The 17,600-nt window shown below is 64.6% G+C and carries 13 protein-coding genes and 4 tRNA genes; 7 read left to right on the top strand and 10 right to left on the bottom strand.

The features are described 5' to 3' along the window. Positions 1 to 7: 7 nt before the first annotated feature. Both CSQ93_RS23435 and CSQ93_RS23430 read right to left on the bottom strand, forming a co-directional pair. Positions 8 to 2,260, bottom strand: coding sequence for an ATP-binding protein (locus CSQ93_RS23435; protein ID WP_099380119.1), 2,253 nt, complete (start codon positions 2,258 to 2,260; stop codon positions 8 to 10). A gap of 102 nt (positions 2,261 to 2,362) precedes the next feature. Beyond that, positions 2,363 to 2,791: a winged helix-turn-helix transcriptional regulator gene (locus tag CSQ93_RS23430; protein WP_099380118.1), complete on the bottom strand. Its 429-nt coding sequence runs from the start codon at positions 2,789 to 2,791 to the stop codon at positions 2,363 to 2,365. A gap of 116 nt (positions 2,792 to 2,907) precedes the next feature. On the opposite strand from CSQ93_RS23430, the gene CSQ93_RS23425 reads away from it, so the two are divergent. Then, positions 2,908 to 3,759: an SDR family oxidoreductase gene (locus CSQ93_RS23425; protein ID WP_099380117.1), complete on the top strand. Its 852-nt coding sequence runs from the start codon at positions 2,908 to 2,910 to the stop codon at positions 3,757 to 3,759. Between the two features lie 87 nt (positions 3,760 to 3,846). Here the strand turns inward: CSQ93_RS23425 and CSQ93_RS23420 are convergent. The 4 genes from CSQ93_RS23420 to CSQ93_RS23405 form a co-directional block, all read right to left on the bottom strand. Continuing rightward, positions 3,847 to 3,931 (bottom strand) — tRNA-Leu (locus CSQ93_RS23420). Between the two features lie 68 nt (positions 3,932 to 3,999). Next, positions 4,000 to 4,084: transfer RNA gene (locus CSQ93_RS23415), tRNA-Leu, on the bottom strand. A gap of 67 nt (positions 4,085 to 4,151) precedes the next feature. After that, positions 4,152 to 4,236 (bottom strand) — tRNA-Leu (locus tag CSQ93_RS23410). A 306-nt stretch (positions 4,237 to 4,542) separates the two neighbouring features. Further along, a tRNA-Leu gene (locus tag CSQ93_RS23405) sits at positions 4,543 to 4,627 on the bottom strand. A 408-nt stretch (positions 4,628 to 5,035) separates the two neighbouring features. Here CSQ93_RS23405 and rnr point away from each other — a divergent pair. The 6 genes from rnr to udk all read left to right on the top strand — a co-directional run bounded on the left by rnr (position 5,036) and on the right by udk (position 11,162). Then, on the top strand, positions 5,036 to 7,603 hold the full coding sequence (gene rnr, locus CSQ93_RS23400; protein WP_099380116.1) for a ribonuclease R: 2,568 nt from the start codon (positions 5,036 to 5,038) through the stop codon (positions 7,601 to 7,603). Positions 7,604 to 7,606: 3 nt separating this feature from the next. Continuing rightward, positions 7,607 to 8,350: a 23S rRNA (guanosine(2251)-2'-O)-methyltransferase RlmB gene (rlmB, locus tag CSQ93_RS23395; protein ID WP_034756912.1), complete on the top strand. Its 744-nt coding sequence runs from the start codon at positions 7,607 to 7,609 to the stop codon at positions 8,348 to 8,350. 132 nt (positions 8,351 to 8,482) lie between these two features. Continuing rightward, positions 8,483 to 9,232, top strand: coding sequence for a serine O-acetyltransferase (cysE, locus tag CSQ93_RS23390; protein ID WP_099380115.1), 750 nt, complete (start codon positions 8,483 to 8,485; stop codon positions 9,230 to 9,232). 10 nt (positions 9,233 to 9,242) lie between these two features. Beyond that, positions 9,243 to 9,941 carry a YceH family protein gene (locus tag CSQ93_RS23385; protein ID WP_099380114.1) on the top strand — a complete coding sequence of 233 codons (699 nt, stop codon included), beginning with the start codon at positions 9,243 to 9,245 and terminating at the stop codon, positions 9,939 to 9,941. A 13-nt stretch (positions 9,942 to 9,954) separates the two neighbouring features. Next, on the top strand, positions 9,955 to 10,458 hold the full coding sequence (locus CSQ93_RS23380) for a DUF2199 domain-containing protein (RefSeq protein ID WP_099380113.1): 504 nt from the start codon (positions 9,955 to 9,957) through the stop codon (positions 10,456 to 10,458). Between the two features lie 59 nt (positions 10,459 to 10,517). Next, positions 10,518 to 11,162, top strand: coding sequence for a uridine kinase (udk, locus tag CSQ93_RS23375; protein WP_034756921.1), 645 nt, complete (start codon positions 10,518 to 10,520; stop codon positions 11,160 to 11,162). Positions 11,163 to 11,174: 12 nt separating this feature from the next. On the opposite strand, the gene CSQ93_RS23370 is transcribed toward udk, so the two are convergent. From CSQ93_RS23370 to CSQ93_RS23355, 4 genes are all read right to left on the bottom strand, one after another. Next, positions 11,175 to 12,344 (bottom strand): HlyD family type I secretion periplasmic adaptor subunit, encoded by a 1,170-nt coding sequence (locus CSQ93_RS23370; RefSeq protein WP_099380112.1) that lies wholly within the window; start codon positions 12,342 to 12,344, stop codon positions 11,175 to 11,177. Then, entirely contained in the window at positions 12,341 to 14,473 is a 2,133-nt protein-coding gene (locus CSQ93_RS23365) for an ATP-binding cassette domain-containing protein (protein ID WP_199534487.1), read from the bottom strand. Before CSQ93_RS23365 ends, CSQ93_RS23370 begins: the two co-directional genes overlap by 4 nt. Before the next feature lie 28 nt (positions 14,474 to 14,501). Further along, positions 14,502 to 15,773 carry a TolC family protein gene (locus CSQ93_RS23360; protein ID WP_158301338.1) on the bottom strand — a complete coding sequence of 424 codons (1,272 nt, stop codon included), beginning with the start codon at positions 15,771 to 15,773 and terminating at the stop codon, positions 14,502 to 14,504. Between the two features lie 139 nt (positions 15,774 to 15,912). Beyond that, a partial coding sequence (locus CSQ93_RS23355; protein ID WP_099380110.1) for a hypothetical protein occupies positions 15,913 to 17,600 on the bottom strand: 1,688 nt, incomplete at its 5' end.

Here is a 17,600-nt window from a genome sequence, read left to right as displayed (position 1 = left end):
CAGCCCTTCAGGGGGCGGGCGCTTGCGGCGCGGCGGTGGGCAGTTGCAGGGTGAACGTGGTGCCGCCGCCGTCACCGGTGCTGCTGGCAACATGGATATGGCCGCCCAGCACGCCCGTGACGATGTTGTGCGCCACATGCAGGCCCAGGCCCGAGCCACCGGAACCGAGCTTGGTCGTGAAGAAGGGATCGTAGACATGCACCAGGTCGTCGGCGGCGATGCCCACGCCCGTGTCGGCGATGGACACGGTGATCGTCTGCCCGTCGTCGCTGCCGCGTGCCGTGATGGCGATGTTGCCGCCGCTGCGGCCCTCAAAGGCGTGGCGCAGGCAATTTTCCAGCAGGTTGCTCAGCACCTGGCCCAGTGGACCGGGATAGCTGTCCATGGCCAGGCCGTCCGGCACATCCTGCGTCAGGCTCAGGCCGGCGGCCTTGAGCGGCGTGGACAGGGGCAGCATCAGTTCGGCGACGAACTGGCGCAGCAGGAAGTGGCGGCGCTGCGAGCTGGCGCGGTCGACGGCGATCTGTTTGAAGCTTGAAACGAGGTCGGCGGCGCGCTGCAGGTTGCGCAGCATGATGGCGTCCGCCTCGCTGGCCTGGGTCAGGTAGGCGCCCAGTTCGGAGCGGCGTAAGCCGTCGAGGAAGCTGGCCTGGATTTCGCGCGTGCGTTCGGCCATGGTGGTGGCCACCACGAGGCCGTTGCCGATCGGCGTATTGAGTTCATGCGCGATGCCGGCCACCAGCGCACCGAGCGCGGCCAGCTTGTCGCGGCGCACCAGTTCTTCTTGCGTGATGGACAGGTTTTCCAGCGCGGCGGCCAGTTCGAGATTCGTTTGCTCCGAGTGTTCCTTGGCCTGCGTCAGGGCTGCCGTGCGTTCGGCCACCAAGTCTTCCAGGTGGGCGCGGTGGCGTTGCAGCTCGCGTTCGTGGCGCATGCGGCCAATCGCGATGCCGGCCAGGTCGGTCGCCGTGTCGATCAGTTCCAGGTCGCGCGCGTCGGGCTTGCGCACTTCGCGGTAGTACATGGCGAAGGACCCGAGCACGGCGCCATCCTGGCCGAAGATGGGGCGCGACCAGCAGGCGCGCAAGCCGAATGGCGCGGCCAGTTCGCGGTAGGGCGCCCACAGCGGATCGTGCATGATGTCGGTGACGACCACCGGTTCGCGCAGGAACATGGCCGTGCCGCAGGAACCCACGCCGTCGCCGATGGCCACGCCTTCGAGCAGGGCCATGTACTCGGCCGGCAGGCTGGGGCCGGCCGCGCTGTGCATGTGGACGCCGTCGTCGTCGAGCAGCATGATGGAGCAGAGCACGCCGCGCGACTGGCCTTCGATAAGGAGCAGCAAGTGGTTCAGGGTAGGGATCAGCGGCGCGCCCTTGGCGACCATTTCCAGCAGGGCGCTCTGGCCCGAGCGCATGGCTTCGGCGAGGTTGCGTTCAGTCAAGTCGATGATGCGCGCATGCACCAGCTGGCGGCCCGGCACGGACAGGCGCATCAGGCGGATTTCGCAGGCGATCGGGTGGCTGTCGCGGTGGCAGCAGCTGGCGCGAAAGACGACGATCTTGCCTTGCAAGGTATCGCGGATCTTTTCTTCCAGCAATTGCGGCGAGGCGCGGCCATCGTCCTGATGCCTGGGAAACAGCGGCTCCATGCCGCCTTGCAGCAGCTCGGCCAGCGGCATGCCGAACAAGTCTTCGGCCAGGTGGTTGGCGTCGATCAGCAGGCGGTTGTCGATGTCGAACAGCAGCACGGCATCGGGCGAACCGGCCAGGATGGAGTGGTAATTGACTTCCAGCGTTTGCGGATGCAGGGGGCGCGGCGGCGCGGCAGGCGTGGTGTAGGGGCGGGCAGCGGGCGTCTCGGCCTTGTGCAGCGCCAGTTCCATGAGGATTTTTTCCGCCACGTCGCGCGCATTGAAGGGCATCTTGATGTAGTCGGAGGCGCCGGCACCCACGCTGCGGCCTTGTTCCTCGGCGCTGGGAGTGGCCGACATCAGCAGCAGGGGCACGCTGTGGCGTCCGCCCGCATTGCGCAGACGCATGCAGGTGGCGCCGATATTCGTGCCTGCCAGGGCCGCGTCGAGCAGGATCAGGTCCGTGCCGCCGGCCGCCAGTTCCACGCCTTCGTCGATATCGCCCGCCAGTCCCGTACCCAGGTTATGCCGGTCCAGCACATACAGCAGTTCGCGCACATCGTTCGGCGAATTGCTGACCAGCAGCACATTGGCCCGGTCGGTGATGGAAGAAATCAACTGGTTCATGGTGTCGCGCCCTTACGCGTTTCATGGGCCTAGTATTACATCAAGGCAAGTAGGAGTAAACGATAATTCTTGATGACTAAAAGCAATGCGGATGGCTCTCGTTTACGCGGCCTTTTGCGCTGCGGGCGCCGTGGCCAGGTCGGTGCGCGCCTGTTCGATGCGCGGGTAATTATCCTCGATCCAGTCGACCAGCACGGCCAGGCGTTCGGCCGCTTCGTGTCCCAGCGGCGTGAGGCTGTATTCCACCTTGGGCGGTATCACCAGATACGCCTGGCGCAGCACGAAACCGTCGCCCGCCAGTGCTTCCAGGGTTTGCGCCAGCATTTTTTCGCTGACGCCGCCCACTTCGCGGCGCAGTTCGCTGAAGCGCCGCGTGCCGCTCAGCAGTAGCACCAGCACCAGCACGGCCCAGCGGCTGGTGAGATGGCTGAGCACGGCGCGCGACGGGCAGGCCGCCGCCAGCAGGTGCGCGCCCTGGTTCTGGCGGGCGAGGGCGGCGCGCATGCTGGCGCCGGGAGTGTCTGTGGACATGATAGTTGGCCTTGTTAATTGAGATCTTGCTCATACTTACCAAAAGGTACGTACTTACAATAAGTAAGTAATAGTCCTATTATAGGGTTTTACCACCCACGTACCAAGGAGAAATCATGATCGTCATCACCGGCGCCACAGGCAATCTGGGCCAGCACGTCATCGCCAGCCTGCTCACATCCGTCCCCGCAGCCAATATCATCGCCGCCGTGCGCAACCCGGCCAAGGCCGCCAGCCTGTCCGCCCAGGGCGTGCAGGTGCGCCAGGCCGATTACAACGACGGCGCCAGCCTCGATGCGGCTTTCAAGGGCGCAACGAAAATCTTGCTGATTTCGTCGAGCGAAGTGGGGCAGCGCGCGCAGCAGCACCAGAACGTCATCGATGCGGCCAAGCGGGCCGGCGTGGCCCTGCTGGCCTACACCAGCGTCTTGCGCGCCGATACGTCGCCGCTGGGCCTGGCCGCCGAGCACGTGGTCACGGAAGCGGCCATTCGCGCATCCGGCCTGCCGTACACTTTCCTGCGCAACGGCTGGTATCTGGAAAACCATACGGAACACCTGGCGCCCGTGCTTGAGCATGGCGTCGTGCTGGGCGCGGCGCAAGACGGGCGTTTCTCGTCCGCCGCGCGTCGGGACTACGCTGCTGCCGCCGCTGCCGTGCTGACGGCGGATCAGCCGCAAGCGATCTATGAACTGGCTGGCGACCAGGGCTTTACCCTGGCGGAATATGCGGCCGAAGTGGCGCGCCAGTCGGGCAAGGCGATTGCGTACAAGGATATGCCGCAGGCGGACTTCAAGGCGGCGCTGGTGAGCGTGGGCGTGCCGGAAGGCTTTGCCGAGCTGCTGGCCGATTCCGATGCGGGCGCGGCCAAGGGTGGCCTGGAAGACCATGGCAAGCAATTGAGCGCGTTGATTGGCCGTCCGACGACGAGTCTGCATGACGCCGTGAAGGCGGCGCTGGCCAAATAAGGGGAGGGTGCCGCAGGGATGCGGCATTCTGGAATGAAAAAAGCCGCAAACTCGTGAAAGTTTGCGGCTTTTTTGCGAATTAGGTAATGGTGCCCACGAAGGGACTCGAACCCCTACACCCGAAGGCACATGGACCTGAACCATGCGCGTCTACCAATTCCGCCACGTGGGCACTGATGCTGCTACTACTGATATCTCACTACTGTACTGCGGACTACAACGAAAACGACTCGTTGCTGGTGGTGCCCACGAAGGGACTCGAACCCCTACACCCGAAGGCACATGGACCTGAACCATGCGCGTCTACCAATTCCGCCACGTGGGCATTGTGCTGCTTTTACTGCTATCTACTACTGTACTGCGGATCACAACAATGAACAACTTGTTGCTGGTGGTGCCCACGAAGGGACTCGAACCCCTACACCCGAAGGCACATGGACCTGAACCATGCGCGTCTACCAATTCCGCCACGTGGGCATTGTTACTGCTTGCTGCTTATCGCTGCGTGTTCTGCAGCGAGGACAAAATCATAAGGGCTGGCGCGCATTCGGTCAATCAACATTTCGCACTTTTCTTCAAGAAACATGTTTTTTCGCCTGAAAACGGCTGCCTCCTATGAAAAAAGGCTGAATCTGCCTCTTTTTTCAGCGGTTTCTTGCGGGTTTCTGTCCGCAGGTGTGCCGGGTAGGCTGCTTGCTGGGAACGTGGTGGTGGCTTTTTGCTGCGGAAATGAAAAAAGCCGCAAACTCGTGAAAGTTTGCGGCCTTTTTGCGAATTAGGTAATGGTGCCCACGAAGGGACTCGAACCCCTACACCCGAAGGCACATGGACCTGAACCATGCGCGTCTACCAATTCCGCCACGTGGGCACTGATGCTGCTGTGACTTATTACATTACTGCTCGAGTACTTGTTGAAAAATAACTTCACAACAATTCTGCTATTATAGCGACTTGAAGAGTTTTGCGCCAGATGAGCTTTCGCTCCATACTGCACATCAACCCTGTACCGCTTTCCTGCAACTGCATTCCCGTGAAGGTTTGTCGCTGCAAGAGACCGAGATTATAGAGCAATATTTACCGAAGTCAAATGCATTGCGCAGCTTTTCTCCTTTTTTTCATCGGCGGGGCACTTGTTCGGTTTCCGCTACGCTGTCCGTTAGGCAAACCAAGGCGTCCTCCGGTACACTACCGGACATCACCGTGTCAATATTGACGGTGATGTCATCGGTCTTTGTCTTCCGTTTGATCACTGTCAATAACAACTATAGAAATACTTTTGAGCCAAAATACCCACACCATCCCCAGCCGGGAGGACATTCTCGGCATATTCCGCAGCGTCAGCGCGCCTCTCGACCCGCAGTCTCTCGGGAAAACGCTGCAAGTGCATGCCGATTCCATGGATGTCCTGGTCCGTCGCCTGAAGGCGATGGAGCGCGACGGCCAGCTCAAGTCTGACGCCAGCGGTGTTTTCAGCCTGGCCGACCAGAGCGCGCTTGTCGCCGGTCGCGTCACCAGCCACCGCGATGGCTTCGGCTTCGTCATTCCCGACGACGCCAGCGCCGACCTGTTCCTGCCTGAGAAAGAAATGCAGAAAGTACTGCATGGCGACAAGGTCATGGCCCGCATCGTCGGCACGGACCGCCGCGGCCGCCCGGAAGGCACGATCGTCGAAGTCACCTACCGCGCCAACACCCACGTCATCGGCCGCCTGATCCATGAAAACGGTACCTGGGTCGTGGCGCCGGAAGACCAGCGCATCGGCCAGGACATCCTCGTCACCGGTTCGGTCGGCAAGGCAAAAGCCGGCCAGATCGTCAGCGTCGAGCTGACCGAGCAACCGATGCGTTTCAAGCAGCCGGTCGGCAAGATCGTCGAAGTGCTGGGCGCTCTGGATGATCCCGGCATGGAAATTGAAATTGCCGTGCGCAAATTCAATGTGCCGCACATCTTTTCCGCCGCCGCCCTCAAGCAAGCTGAAAAACTGCCGTTCGAAGTGCGCGCCGCCGACCTGAAAGACCGTGTCGACCTGCGCGACGTGCCGCTCGTTACCATCGACGGCGAGGACGCGCGCGATTTCGACGATGCCGTATATTGCGAACCCGTCAAGATTGGCCGCGCCAACTGCTTCCGCCTGATCGTGGCGATTGCCGACGTCAGCCATTACGTGAAACCGAACGACGCGCTCGATATCGACGCGTTGGAGCGTAGCACGTCCGTCTACTTCCCGCGCCGCGTCATCCCGATGCTGCCGGAAAAGCTGTCGAATGGCCTGTGCTCGCTGAACCCGGCCGTCGACCGCCTGACCCTCGTCTGCGACGCTGTCGTCAGCGACAAGGGCGAGCTGAAGGCTTACCAGTTCTACCCGGCCGTGATCCATTCGGCCGCGCGCCTCACGTATGACGAAGTCGCTGCCGTGCTGGGCAACACCAAGGGACCCGAAGCGGCACGCCGCGCGGACATCCTGCCGCACCTGCAGAATCTGGAAGCCGTCTACCGCGCCTTGCTGAAAGCGCGCACGGAGCGGGGCGCCATCGATTTCGAGACGACGGAAACCTATATCGTCTGCAATACGGCTGGCAAGATCGAAAAGATCATTCCCCGCACGCGCAACGAAGCGCACAAGATCATCGAAGAGTGCATGCTGGCGGCCAACGTCTGTGCCGCCGATTTGTTGCTGCGTAACAAGCATCCAGGCACCTACCGCATCCATGCCAGCCCGACCAAGGAAAAGCTCACGCAAGTGCGCACCTTCCTCAAACAAGTCGGCCTGAACCTGACGGGCGGCGACACGCCGTCGGCATCCGATTACCAGACCCTAATGCAGCAGATCAAGGCGCGTCCCGACGCGGCCCTGCTGCAAACGATGCTGCTGCGCTCGATGCAGCAAGCCGTCTACAGCCCGGACAATATCGGCCACTTCGGTCTGGCCTACGAGGCGTATGCCCACTTCACCAGCCCGATCCGCCGCTATCCCGATCTGCTGACGCATCGCGCCATCAAGGCCATTCTGCAAGGCAAGAAATACGAGCCGAAGCTGTCCGAGAAGACCGTGCTGAACACGAACGTGTCGAACGCCACGCGCAAGCAGCAGGCGAAGGACAAGGCCGACGGCAAGCCGAAGAAGACGGATTTGACGATCTGGGACGCGCTGGGCGTGCATTGCTCGGCCAACGAGCGCCGCGCCGACGAAGCGTCGCGCGACGTCGAAGCCTGGCTGAAGTGCTACTTCATGCAGGACAAGCTGGGCGAGGAGTTCACCGGCACCATTACCGGCGTGACCACCTTCGGCGTGTTCGTGCAGCTCGACACCCTGTTTGTCGAAGGCCTGGTGCACGTCACCGAGCTGGGCACCGATTACTTCCAGTACGACGATGCGCGCCATGAATTGCGCGGCGAACGCACGGGCAAGCGCTACCAGTTGACCGACCGTCTGACGGTGCAAGTGGCACGTGTCGACCTGGAAACGCGCAAGATCGACCTGCGTCTGGTCACCGATGCGGAACTGGCGGGCGAAGAAGCGCCAGCCAAGCAAGCTGGCGGCAAGCGCAAGGGCGAAAAGAAATCCATGGTCAAGCCCGGTCCTGCGACCGAGCAGCGCCATGAGATCAAGGCCAGCGGCAACAACGGTGGCAAACCCGGCAATGGTTCCGGCGGCCGTTCCAATGGCGCCAAGGCGCAAGCCAAGCCTGCAGTCAAGGCCGCGCTGAAGGAAGCCCCCAAGGCGGCAGCCCCCAAGGCAGCTGCGCCGAAGCGCGGCAAGAAACCAGCCGCGGCACCCGCTGCGGTGGCACCACGAGCAGCAAAAACTGTATCTGTATCAAAAACAAGCAAGAAGAAACGATAAATAATGAAGAATAAAATGATTTTCGGCTTCCACGCCGTCACCTCGCGTCTGCGTCATGAAGCGTCGTCCGTGGAAGAAATTTTCGTCGATGCCAGCCGCGTCGACGGCCGCATGAAGGACATGATCGCCGCCGCCAAGGCTGCCAACGTGCGCGTCATGCCCGTCGATTCGTCGCGTCTGGACAAGATCGTCGGTACGCGCCGTCACCAGGGCGTGATCGCGTTTGCCTCGCAGCTGTCGCTGGCGCGCAATCTCGATGAGCTGCTGGACGCCATCGACGGCCCGCCGCTGCTGTTGATTCTCGACGGCATCACCGACCCGCACAATCTGGGCGCCTGCCTGCGCGTGGCCGACGGTGTCGGCGCACATGCCGTCATCGTGCCGAAGGACCGTGCCGTGGGCTTGAATGCCACGGCGGCCAAGGTCGCCAGCGGCGCCGCCGAAACCGTCCCGTACATCACCGTGACGAACCTGGCGCGCACCATGCGTGAATTGAAAGAGCGCGGCATCTGGCTGATCGGCACCTCGGACGACGGCGAAAAAGGTTTGTACGAAGCCGATTTCACGGGCCCCACGGCCCTCGTCATGGGTTCCGAAGGCGAAGGCATGCGCCGTCTGACGCGCGATACCTGCGACATCCTCGTCAGCATCCCGATGTTCGGCTCCGTCGAGAGTCTGAACGTGTCGGTCGCTTCCGGTGTATGTCTTTACGAAGCCCGCCGCCAGCGGATTGCTTTAGAAGCATAAGAACGTCCTGCACGTTTTGTAGCGCTTCCATGATCGGCCGCCGCCCTGGTGCTGGCGGCCGATTTGCTTTCCCCTCCAGCATTCCCCCGCCGAATACGCTACCATTTGCGTTCCACCTTATTCATTGTCATTATGTTCCACCACCTGCGCGAAGATATCAACAGCATCATTGAACGTGACCCCGCCGCCCGCAATGGCTGGGAGGTGCTGACCTGTTATCCCGGCTTGCACGCCATCGTCATGCATGGCTGGGCGCACTGGTGCTGGACGCGGCGCATGAAGTGGGTGGGGCGTTTCATCTCCTACCTTGCCCGCATCATCACGGGCATTGAGATCCATCCGGGCGCCGTCATCGGCCGGCGTGTCTTCATCGACCATGGCTTCGGCGTGGTGATCGGCGAGACGGCCGTCGTCGGCGACGACTGCACCATCTACCAGGGCGTGACCCTGGGCGGCACCTCGCTGCACAGTGGCGCCAAGCGCCATCCGACCCTGGAGCGCGGCGTCATCGTCGGCGCCGGCGCGCAGGTGCTGGGCAGCTTCACGGTGGGCGAGTACGCCAAGGTGGGCTCGAACGCCGTGCTGCTCAAACCCGTGCCGTCCGGCGCGACGGCCGTCGGCAACCCCGCGCACATCGTGCAAAAGGATGTCAGCGCCCTGCGCGAGGGCAGCACGGCGCATTTGTTCGCCGCGTATGGCGTCACGCCCAACGGCGACGATCCGCTGTCGAAAGCCCTGCAAGGCCTGATCACGCACGCCGTGGCACAGGAGCAGCGCATCGAAACCATCCTCGCCACCCTGAAGGCGGCCGGTATCTGCTGCCAGGGCGTGCCCGAGTGTGATAAATTCGATTCCGAGCAAATGAACAAGCTGGTTGATTAAGGATACAGGCATGACTACAGACGCAAATGCAGCAGAAAAGAGTAGCGATAATCCCAATCTGCTCGACCCCTTCGAGATCCGCGTGCTGGCCGTGCTGGCCGAAAAGGAAGCGCTGACGCCGGACAGCTATCCGCTGTCGCTGAACGCCCTGACCAACGGCTGCAACCAGCTGTCCAGCCGCGACCCCGTCATGGCCCTCTCCGAGGAAACCGTCTACGACGTGTTGCAGCGGCTGATGCAGCGCAAATTCGTCAATGGCATCACGCAGGCGGGCGCGCGCGTCGCCAAGTACGAACACCGCATGCGCATCAAGTGGTCGCTGGAACAGGACAAGCTGGCCATCCTGACGATATTGATGCTGCGCGGCTTGCAGACGGCGGGCGAGATCCGCAGCCGCAGCGGCAGGGTGCATGAATTCAAGTCCGTGGCGGAAGTGGAATCCGGTCTGCAGTTCCTGATCGATAAATACCCGCCGCTGGTGGCCAAGCTGATGGTGGCTCCTGGCGCCAAGGAGCCGCGCTACGGCCACTTGCTGGGCGGCGAGGAAGCGCTGGCGCAGAGCGAGACGGCGGCCGGTTTTGCGGCGACTGTCAGCGCGCCGCAGCAGGGCAGCAGGGTGGCGCAGCTGGAACAGGAAGTGCTGCAATTGCGCAGCGACTTCGATGGCCTGGCGGCGCAGTTCGAGGCGTTCCGCAAGCAGTTCGAATAAGGCTGCTTCACGCGTGACGTTTTCCTTCCTGTGCCGCTCCTGCGGCGAGACCCACACGGGGATGCCCAGCTTCGGCGCCGACGCGCCCTGGATGTATGAGCAGATGGCGCCCGCCGAGCGCGAAGCGCGCTGTCAGCTCGACAGCGACGCTTGCATCGTCGACGATGAACACTGCTTCGTGCGCGCCACCATCGATATCCCCGTGCATGGCTCCGATGAACCATTCAGCTGGGGCGTGTGGGTGTCGCTGAGCGGCGAAAGCTTCGATGCGTGGGACGCGTGCTTCAATGAAGCCAGGCGTTCGCACATCGGCCCCTTCTTCGGTTGGCTCAGCACGCAACTGTCCGAGTATCCGGCTACCCTGAACCTGAAAACCCGCGTGCACCTGCGCGACGACGGCATACGCCCGGCAATCGAGCTGGAACCGACCGACCATCCGCTGGCGGTGGAGCAGCGCGACGGCATCACGGCGGAGCGGGTGGCCGAGCTGTATGCGCGACTGATGCATGGCGCGTGACAGGCCCGGCTTTGCAGCAGCTCCCTGTCAGTCCGCTCATGTTTCCGGTATCATTCGGCATGAATACTATTTCCTTCCAACCGTTTGTTATTGGTGTCGCTGGCGGAAGCGGCAGTGGCAAGTCCACCGTATCCCAACAAGTGCTGGCGTCCTTTGGCGCCGACATGGTCTCGGTCGTGATGCAGGACGACTACTACTGCGACCAAACCCATCTCTCTCCTGAAGTCCGGCGCCAGCAGAATTACGACCATCCGCAGGCGTTCGAGTGGCCATTGCTGGTACAGCACATCCAGGCCTTGCGCAATGGCGAAGCGATCGAGATGCCCGAGTACGACTTCACGCTGCACAATCGCTCCAGCAGGACCATTCCCGTCAAGCCGGCGCCGGTGATCGTCATCGAAGGCCTGTTTGCCCTGTATGACGAAAACTTGCGCGACATGATGTCGCTGAAGATCTTTGTCGACACGGCCTCCGACGTGCGCTTCATCCGCCGCATGCAACGCGACATCACGGAACGCGGCCGCTCGGTGGAAAGCGTCATCGAGCAGTATCTGGAAACCGTACGCCCGATGCACAAGCAATTCATCGAACCGACCAAGCGCAATGCTGACGTCATTTTGCCGCATGGCGCGAATGGCCCCGCGGTCGACATGATTACGGCCAAGGTGGCGAGCGTCATTGGCCGCCTGAAGCCTGCCGGCTAAAAGCACGCTGCGTCAGCGCTCCCCCATCGATTCCGAGAACGTCTTGGTGATCGGTTTCGTCAGGTAGCGCAAGACCGTCTTGCGTCCCGTATTGATTTCCACGGTGGCCGTCATGCCGGGCTGGATCAGGATCGGTTCGCCATTCTTGCCCATCAGATTACGCCCGCTGGTCTTGATCTGCACGCGATAGTATGGCTGTTCGTTGCCCTTGTTGTCTTCACTTAAGGTGTCCGCGCTGATGTAGCTGACGGTGCCGCGCAGGCGCCCGTAGATGCCGTAGTCGTAGGCGTCCAGTTTCACTGCCGTGGGCAGGCCCGGCTTGATGAAGGCGATGTCGGCCGGTTTGACTTTCGCCTCGATGATCAGGTCATCGTCCGTCGGCACGATCTGCAGGATTTCTTCGCCCGGCTTGGCCACGCCGCCCAGGGTGGTGAGGCGCACGTTGCGCACGATGCCGTCCGTGGGCGCGTAGATATCCGTCGAACCCAGCTGCTCCTTGCGCTGCGTCACCGTCTGCAGCACGCCGGCCAGGTCTTCCTGGGCTTTTACCAGGTCCGTCTGGCTGTCCTGCAGGTACTTGTTGCGCCGGTTGGTGATCTGCGCCTGGATGTCGACCACTTGCCGCCGCAGTTTCAGCACCTCGGCGCGGCTGACGTCCCCCGTTTCCAGCAGCGGCAGATTCATTTCCAGCTCTTCTTTGATCAGCTTCATGGCGCTGTCCAGCGAACTGACTTCCGCCTGCACGGCGCCCTGGCGCTTGCTGAACAGGGCCAGCTGGTTGGCGCGAAATTCCGGGAACGCCTGCAGTTCGGGCGGGAACTTGGGCGCGCCGCCAAACACTTCCGCCTGCAGGCGCGCCACGGCCGCCTTCAGACCGGCTGCCTTGGCCGTGCTTTCTAGGTAGCTCGTCTCGGCCCGCGTGCGGTCGAAGCGCGCCAGCAATTCGCCCTTTTTCACCACGCTGCCTTCATGCACACGCAGCTCGGCCAGCACGCCGCCATCGGCCACCTGGATGATCTGGTTGCGCGAGCTGGCGATCACCTGGCCGTTGGCGCGCGTGACCTGGTCCAGCTCCGCCCATGAAGCCCAGGCGATGACACCCGCCAGCGCCGCCGTGCAGCTCCAGATCAGCACCCGGCCCCGTTTTGCTTCCTCTTTCGCTTCGACCCTGGCCAGTTTCATGCGACGGCTCCTTGCGCCACCGGCGCAGGTGTTGTACTGGGCACAGCCTGCGGCTTGCCCGACAGCTTGGCCAGCACGGCATCGCGCGGACCGTCGAGCAGCACCCGTCCCGCCTGCAGCACCACCAGGCGGTCGAGCAGGGGCAAGAGGGCGTTCTTGTGCGTGGTGGCGACCATGGTCACGCCTTCGGCCGCCAGTTCGCCCAACAGTCCGACGATGCGCGCTTCCGTTTTCGCATCCATGGCGCCCGTCGGTTCATCGAGCAGCCAGATGCGCGGCTTGGCCAGCAGCAAACGCGTGACGGCGATCAGCTGGCGCTGGCCGCCCGAGACGCCGCGCCCGCCTTCGGTGATGCCCAGCGCCAGTCCCCGTGGCTGGCCCAGTATCAGCTCGATCAATCCCGTGCGTTTGGCGGCAGCCAGGATCGCTTCCTCGCCCGGGTCGGCCAGCCCCAATAACAGGTTGTCGCGCAGGGTGCCGCTGAACAGCCGCGTTTCCTGCGGCAGGTAGCCGACCATTTCGCGCACCACGGCCGGCGCCAGCAGGGCCATGTCGACGTCGCCCAGGTAGGCTTTGCCTTCGGCCGGCTGGTACAGGCCCGAGGCCAGCTTCAGCAGGGTGCTCTTGCCCGAACCGATGGCGCCCACCAGGCCGACGCGCTCGCCGGGACGGATGGCGAGATTTTCCACTTCCAGCGCCACCTTTTGCGCGCCGCCATACGTAAAGCGGATGCGTTCGAAGCGCAAGCCCGTATCGAGGCTGCGCGGCGTCAGCGCGAACTGCGCGTTATCGGCCTCGTTGGGCAGGCTGATGACCTGTTCCAGGCCGTCGATCGAGGCACGCGCATGCGCCCACTGCACCATCACGGCGGGCAGCTGCACGATGGGCATCAGGGCGCGGTTGCTGATGATGGTGCAGGCCATCAGGGCGCCCATGGTCATCTGGTTTTCGGCCACGAACCACGCGCCCATGGAGATCAGCGCCACATTGGTCAGCTGCTGGAAGGCGGCCGTGATGTTTTGCGACAGGGCCGCATAGTCGCGGATATTCTGCTCCGCGTGGCTGCTCTCGGCCACCAGTTCGGCCCAGCGCGCCTGCATCATCCATTCGGCGCTGCTGCCCTTGAGCGTTTCCACGCCATCGACGGCTTCCACCAGCAAGCCGGCCTTGCGGTTGCTGGCGTTGAGGTTCTTGCGCGTATGGCTTTCGATGGCGCGCTGGAACATCAGTCCGCACACGAGGGCCAGCGGCAGGGCCACCAGCGGCACCACCACCAGCCAGCCGCCGATGATGGTGATCATGGCGAGAAAAATCAGGGCGAAGGGGACGTCTGTCAGCACGAACAGCGAGGTCGACGTCAGCACGCCGCGCACCATTTCAAAGCCTTTCACTTGCGCCGCCAGGGTGCCGACGGACGCGGGGCGCGACTCCATGCGGATGCCCAGCATGCGCTGGAAAAACCACTCGGACAATTCATGGTCGACGTCATTGCACGAGTGGTCGACGATGCGGCTGCGCACCTGTTTGAGGATGAATTCCAGGCCGATCGACAGGGCCACACCCACCACCAGCACCCACAGGGTGCTGAAGCTCTGGTTCGGAATCACGCGGTCGTACACCTGCATGGAAAACAGCGAAGTGGCCATGGTCAGCAGGGTTACCAGCGCGGTGGCCAGCACGGCGTCGACAAACACGCTTTTTTTCAGCCACAGGGCGTTGCGCACCAGGCCCAGGGCGCCGGGGCGGGCGCCGCTTTTTTCGCTGCGGCGCGGCAGGCCCACGCAGGCCAGGCCGGCCAGCGAGGCCAGTTGCAAGGCGCGCCCATCGACGCCTTCGCCGCGCCAGGCGCCGTCGGCACCGCGCGACTGCAGCAAGCCCCAGCCCGTGCTGGCGCTGTAGACGGCGAACGGCAGCTCGCCCGGCGACGGCTCGTGCAGCAGGCGCGCCGTGCCTTCCAGGCCGGCCGCCTGCCAGATGGTGGTCAGTACCGCGCCGGGCGCACCATTGCCGTCGGCGTCATCGAGCTGGCGCTGCAGGTCGGCCAGGCGCGCGGCGGGCACATGCTGGCCCGTCAGGCGGGCGGCCCGCTCGATGAGTGTCAGCAAGCCATGTTTGATGGAGGTATCCACGCTGTCTCCTGTTCGTGTCCTGTGGCGGTCAATTGGCGCGCACCATGCCTGCCGGCGCCGTGCGCCCGGCCAGGGTGCCCGTTTGCGCGGCCAGGCGCAGGCTGGCGGCGATCGCCTGCGCGCGCGTGTCTTCCAGCGAAAATTGCGCCTGGGTCGCTTCGCGCACGGCGTTGAGCACGTCGTTCCAGCTCTTGCGGCCGATGACGTACTGGCGCGCATACGACTCGAATACCTGCGTCGAGGTGGTGCTGGCTTCGCCCGCGTTGCCCAGGCGCTGGCGGCTCGCTTCGGCCTCGTTCCAATCCAGCGTAAAACGCTCGCGCACCTCGCGTTCGGCCACATCGTGCGCGGCGCGCGCGCCTTCGCGCCGGGCCACGGCGGCATCCACGCCAGCCTTGGCCGACAGGCCGGCGCCCGGCTGCGCCTGCAACACGAGCATGGCGCGCGTGCGGTTGTCGGCATTGATGCCGCCGCCGGTGGGCTTTTCCATGCGCAGCACCACTTTCGGCATGTAGGCCGAGCGCTGCAGGGTGATTTCGGAATCGGCTGCCTGCGCCTCGAAATCGAGGCGGTGCAGGGTAGGGGAGTAGTCGATGGCCTGGCGCATGACCCGATCCAGGCTGGCGTCGGGCAGCGGTTCGCCCACGCCGATGCCCGTGGCGCTGACGAGGCGCACGGGTTTGCCGGCCAGTTGCGACAGCTGCGCCAGCGCGTTTTCCAGCGCCTGGCGCGCATTCGATACATCGTTGGCCGCCTGGTAGGCGCGTGATTCGGCCAGGCGCTGGTCCGTTTGCGAGCTGACCGACTGCGCCACGCGGCGCTTGATCATGTCCAGCAGGCGCTGGTGCTCGGCCAGTCCCCCTTCCGCCGAGCGCACGCGCGCCGTCTGGCGTAGCGCTTCCGTGTAGGCGGCGATCACGCGCAGCGAGAGGGTCAGGCGTTCTTCCTCGATGGCGGCGCCGGCCGCATCGACCCGGCTGCCGGCCGCATCGATGCCGGCGTCGATGCGCCCGCCGCTCCACAGCGGCTGCTCAATGCGCACCACACCGCCCGTTTCCTGGGAACCGGTGGGCACTTCCGCTGACAGGCTGGGAAAGCGCTGCCATTGCGCGCCATCGAGTTCGGCCCGCGCGGCTGCCTGCGCCGAACGCCTGCCCTGCACGGCGGGATGGCTTTGCAGCGCCAGCTGCAAGACCTGGTCGAAGCTCCAGGCGGTGGCGCCCTGGGCGCCGGCGAAAGACGATACCGATGCCGTGGTCACGGCGGCAAGCAAGGCCGCGATGCGTGGCAGTGAAGACAATGTTGGGAAACCGCGTAATCTCATCCCGTATTTTTCCGGCACCAGGCCTGACGTATTTCAAGTTGTGGCGGGAGCGCGCCGTGTTGCGCTTCGCTCCCGCTGCCGTGCCAGGCGCGGCGCCTGGCGTGGGTGCCCCGCTTCAGACGACGAAGTTGGCCGCCGTCAGTTGCGTAATGTTCACCCCGCTGAGCAGCACCAGCGCCGTGTCGATGGCGTTGGCGTTGCTCAGGTCACTCGAGTGATACACCGTCACGGCGCCGTTGTTCTGCGCATCGGCGATGACGATGTAGCCCTGGCCCGACAAGACGCTGTCGTCGGCTGCGATGGCGCTGGCCGCCGCGCCGATCGACACGGACGTGCCGTCGAAGATGAACAGGTTGTTGTTGCTGAAGTCCGTGCCCACGTTGACGCCCACGGCCACCGAGGCCGTCAGGTCGGCGATGGCCGACATGTCGATCACGTCGCCGCCGGCGGCCGGCAGGCCGGTGCTGAAGTCGGCTACCGTCAGCGGGTTGTGCAGGGCATTCTGGCTCAGCACGAACAGTTGGCTCGCGTCCGTCAGGTCGGCTTGCGCCTGGGCTGCCGCCGCTGCGGCGGCATCGGCATTCGCCGCCACCGTCAGCGAGCTTGCATCCGTCAGGTCAGCCTGCGCCTGTGCCTGCAGGGCGGCGGCGGCGGCCGCATCGGCTGCCAGGTGCAGGGCATTGGCGTCCGTCAGGGCGGCCGTCTGCGCCGCTGCCAGCGCCGCTGCCACTGCCGCATCGGCGGCCTGCGTGAGCGCCACGGCATCGGTCTGGTCGGCGATGGCTTGCACGGCGGCGGCGTGGGCGGCATCCGCATTCGATATCACCGCCAGGGCGTTGGCGTCGGTCTGCGCGGCGAGGGCGTTCGCTTGCGCCAGGGCCACGTCGGCCGCCTGTGCGTCCGCATTGGCCTGGGCTGCCGCCGCGTCGTCCGCATACGCGGCACTCGCATTGGCATGCGCTTGCGCCGCTGCGGCGGCCGCGCTGGCGGCGGCCGCGTCATCGGCTTGCGCCGCTTGCAGGGCCAGCAGGGAAGCGGCGGCCTGCGCCTGCGCCAGCGGCGCGGCCGCATCGGCCGCATGGGCTGCCGCTGCCGCTGCTATCGCATTGTTGGCGTTGACCGTGGCAGCCGCTGCCGCTGCATCGTCGACCTGTGCCGCCTGGGTGAGCGCCAGCGAGGCCGCTGCCTGGGCGGCGGCTGCCGCGGCCACGTCGTCGTCGTTCTGCGCGGCCGTGGCCGCTGCCAGGGCCGTGGTAGCCGTTGCCGCCGTGCTGACGGCCAGGGCGTCGGCGGCGATGGCGGCCGTGTGCGCGGCCGTGGCCGCAGCGGCATTGGCCGCTGCCTGGTTGGCGGCCGTGTCGTCGGCTTGCGCCGCCTGTGCGGCCAGCAGCGACGCTGCCGCTGCGGCGGCGCTGGCGGTGGCGGCGGCGTCGGCCGCTGCCGCTGCCGTGGCAGCCGCTTGCGCCAGCGCTGCGGTGGCGGCGGCATCCGCGGCGGCCTGGTCGTCGGCGACGGCGGCGGCGTGCGCTGCCTGGGCGTTAGCCGCATTGGCCGCTGCCAGTGCGGCTGCCGCGTCGTCCGCCTGCGCCGCTTGCGTGGCTGCCAGGGTGATGGCTGCTGCAACGGCCGCTGCCGCTGCCGCCACATCGGCGTCATGCGCGTTTTGCGCCGCCAGCTGGGCGGCCGCTGCCGCTGCTGCCGTGGCGGCGACGTTGGCGTCGGCGGCGATGGCTGCGTTCAGCGCCAGTTGCGCATTGGCCGCTGCCGTGGCGGCCAATGCGCAACTGGCGCTGAACGCAGCCA

It is taken from the genome of Janthinobacterium sp. BJB426 (assembly GCF_002735705.1).
GTDB lineage: Bacteria > Pseudomonadota > Gammaproteobacteria > Burkholderiales > Burkholderiaceae_D > Janthinobacterium.
The sequence above is the reverse complement of the archived record's forward strand: the minus strand, read 5'-3'. Positions and strand labels throughout refer to the sequence as shown.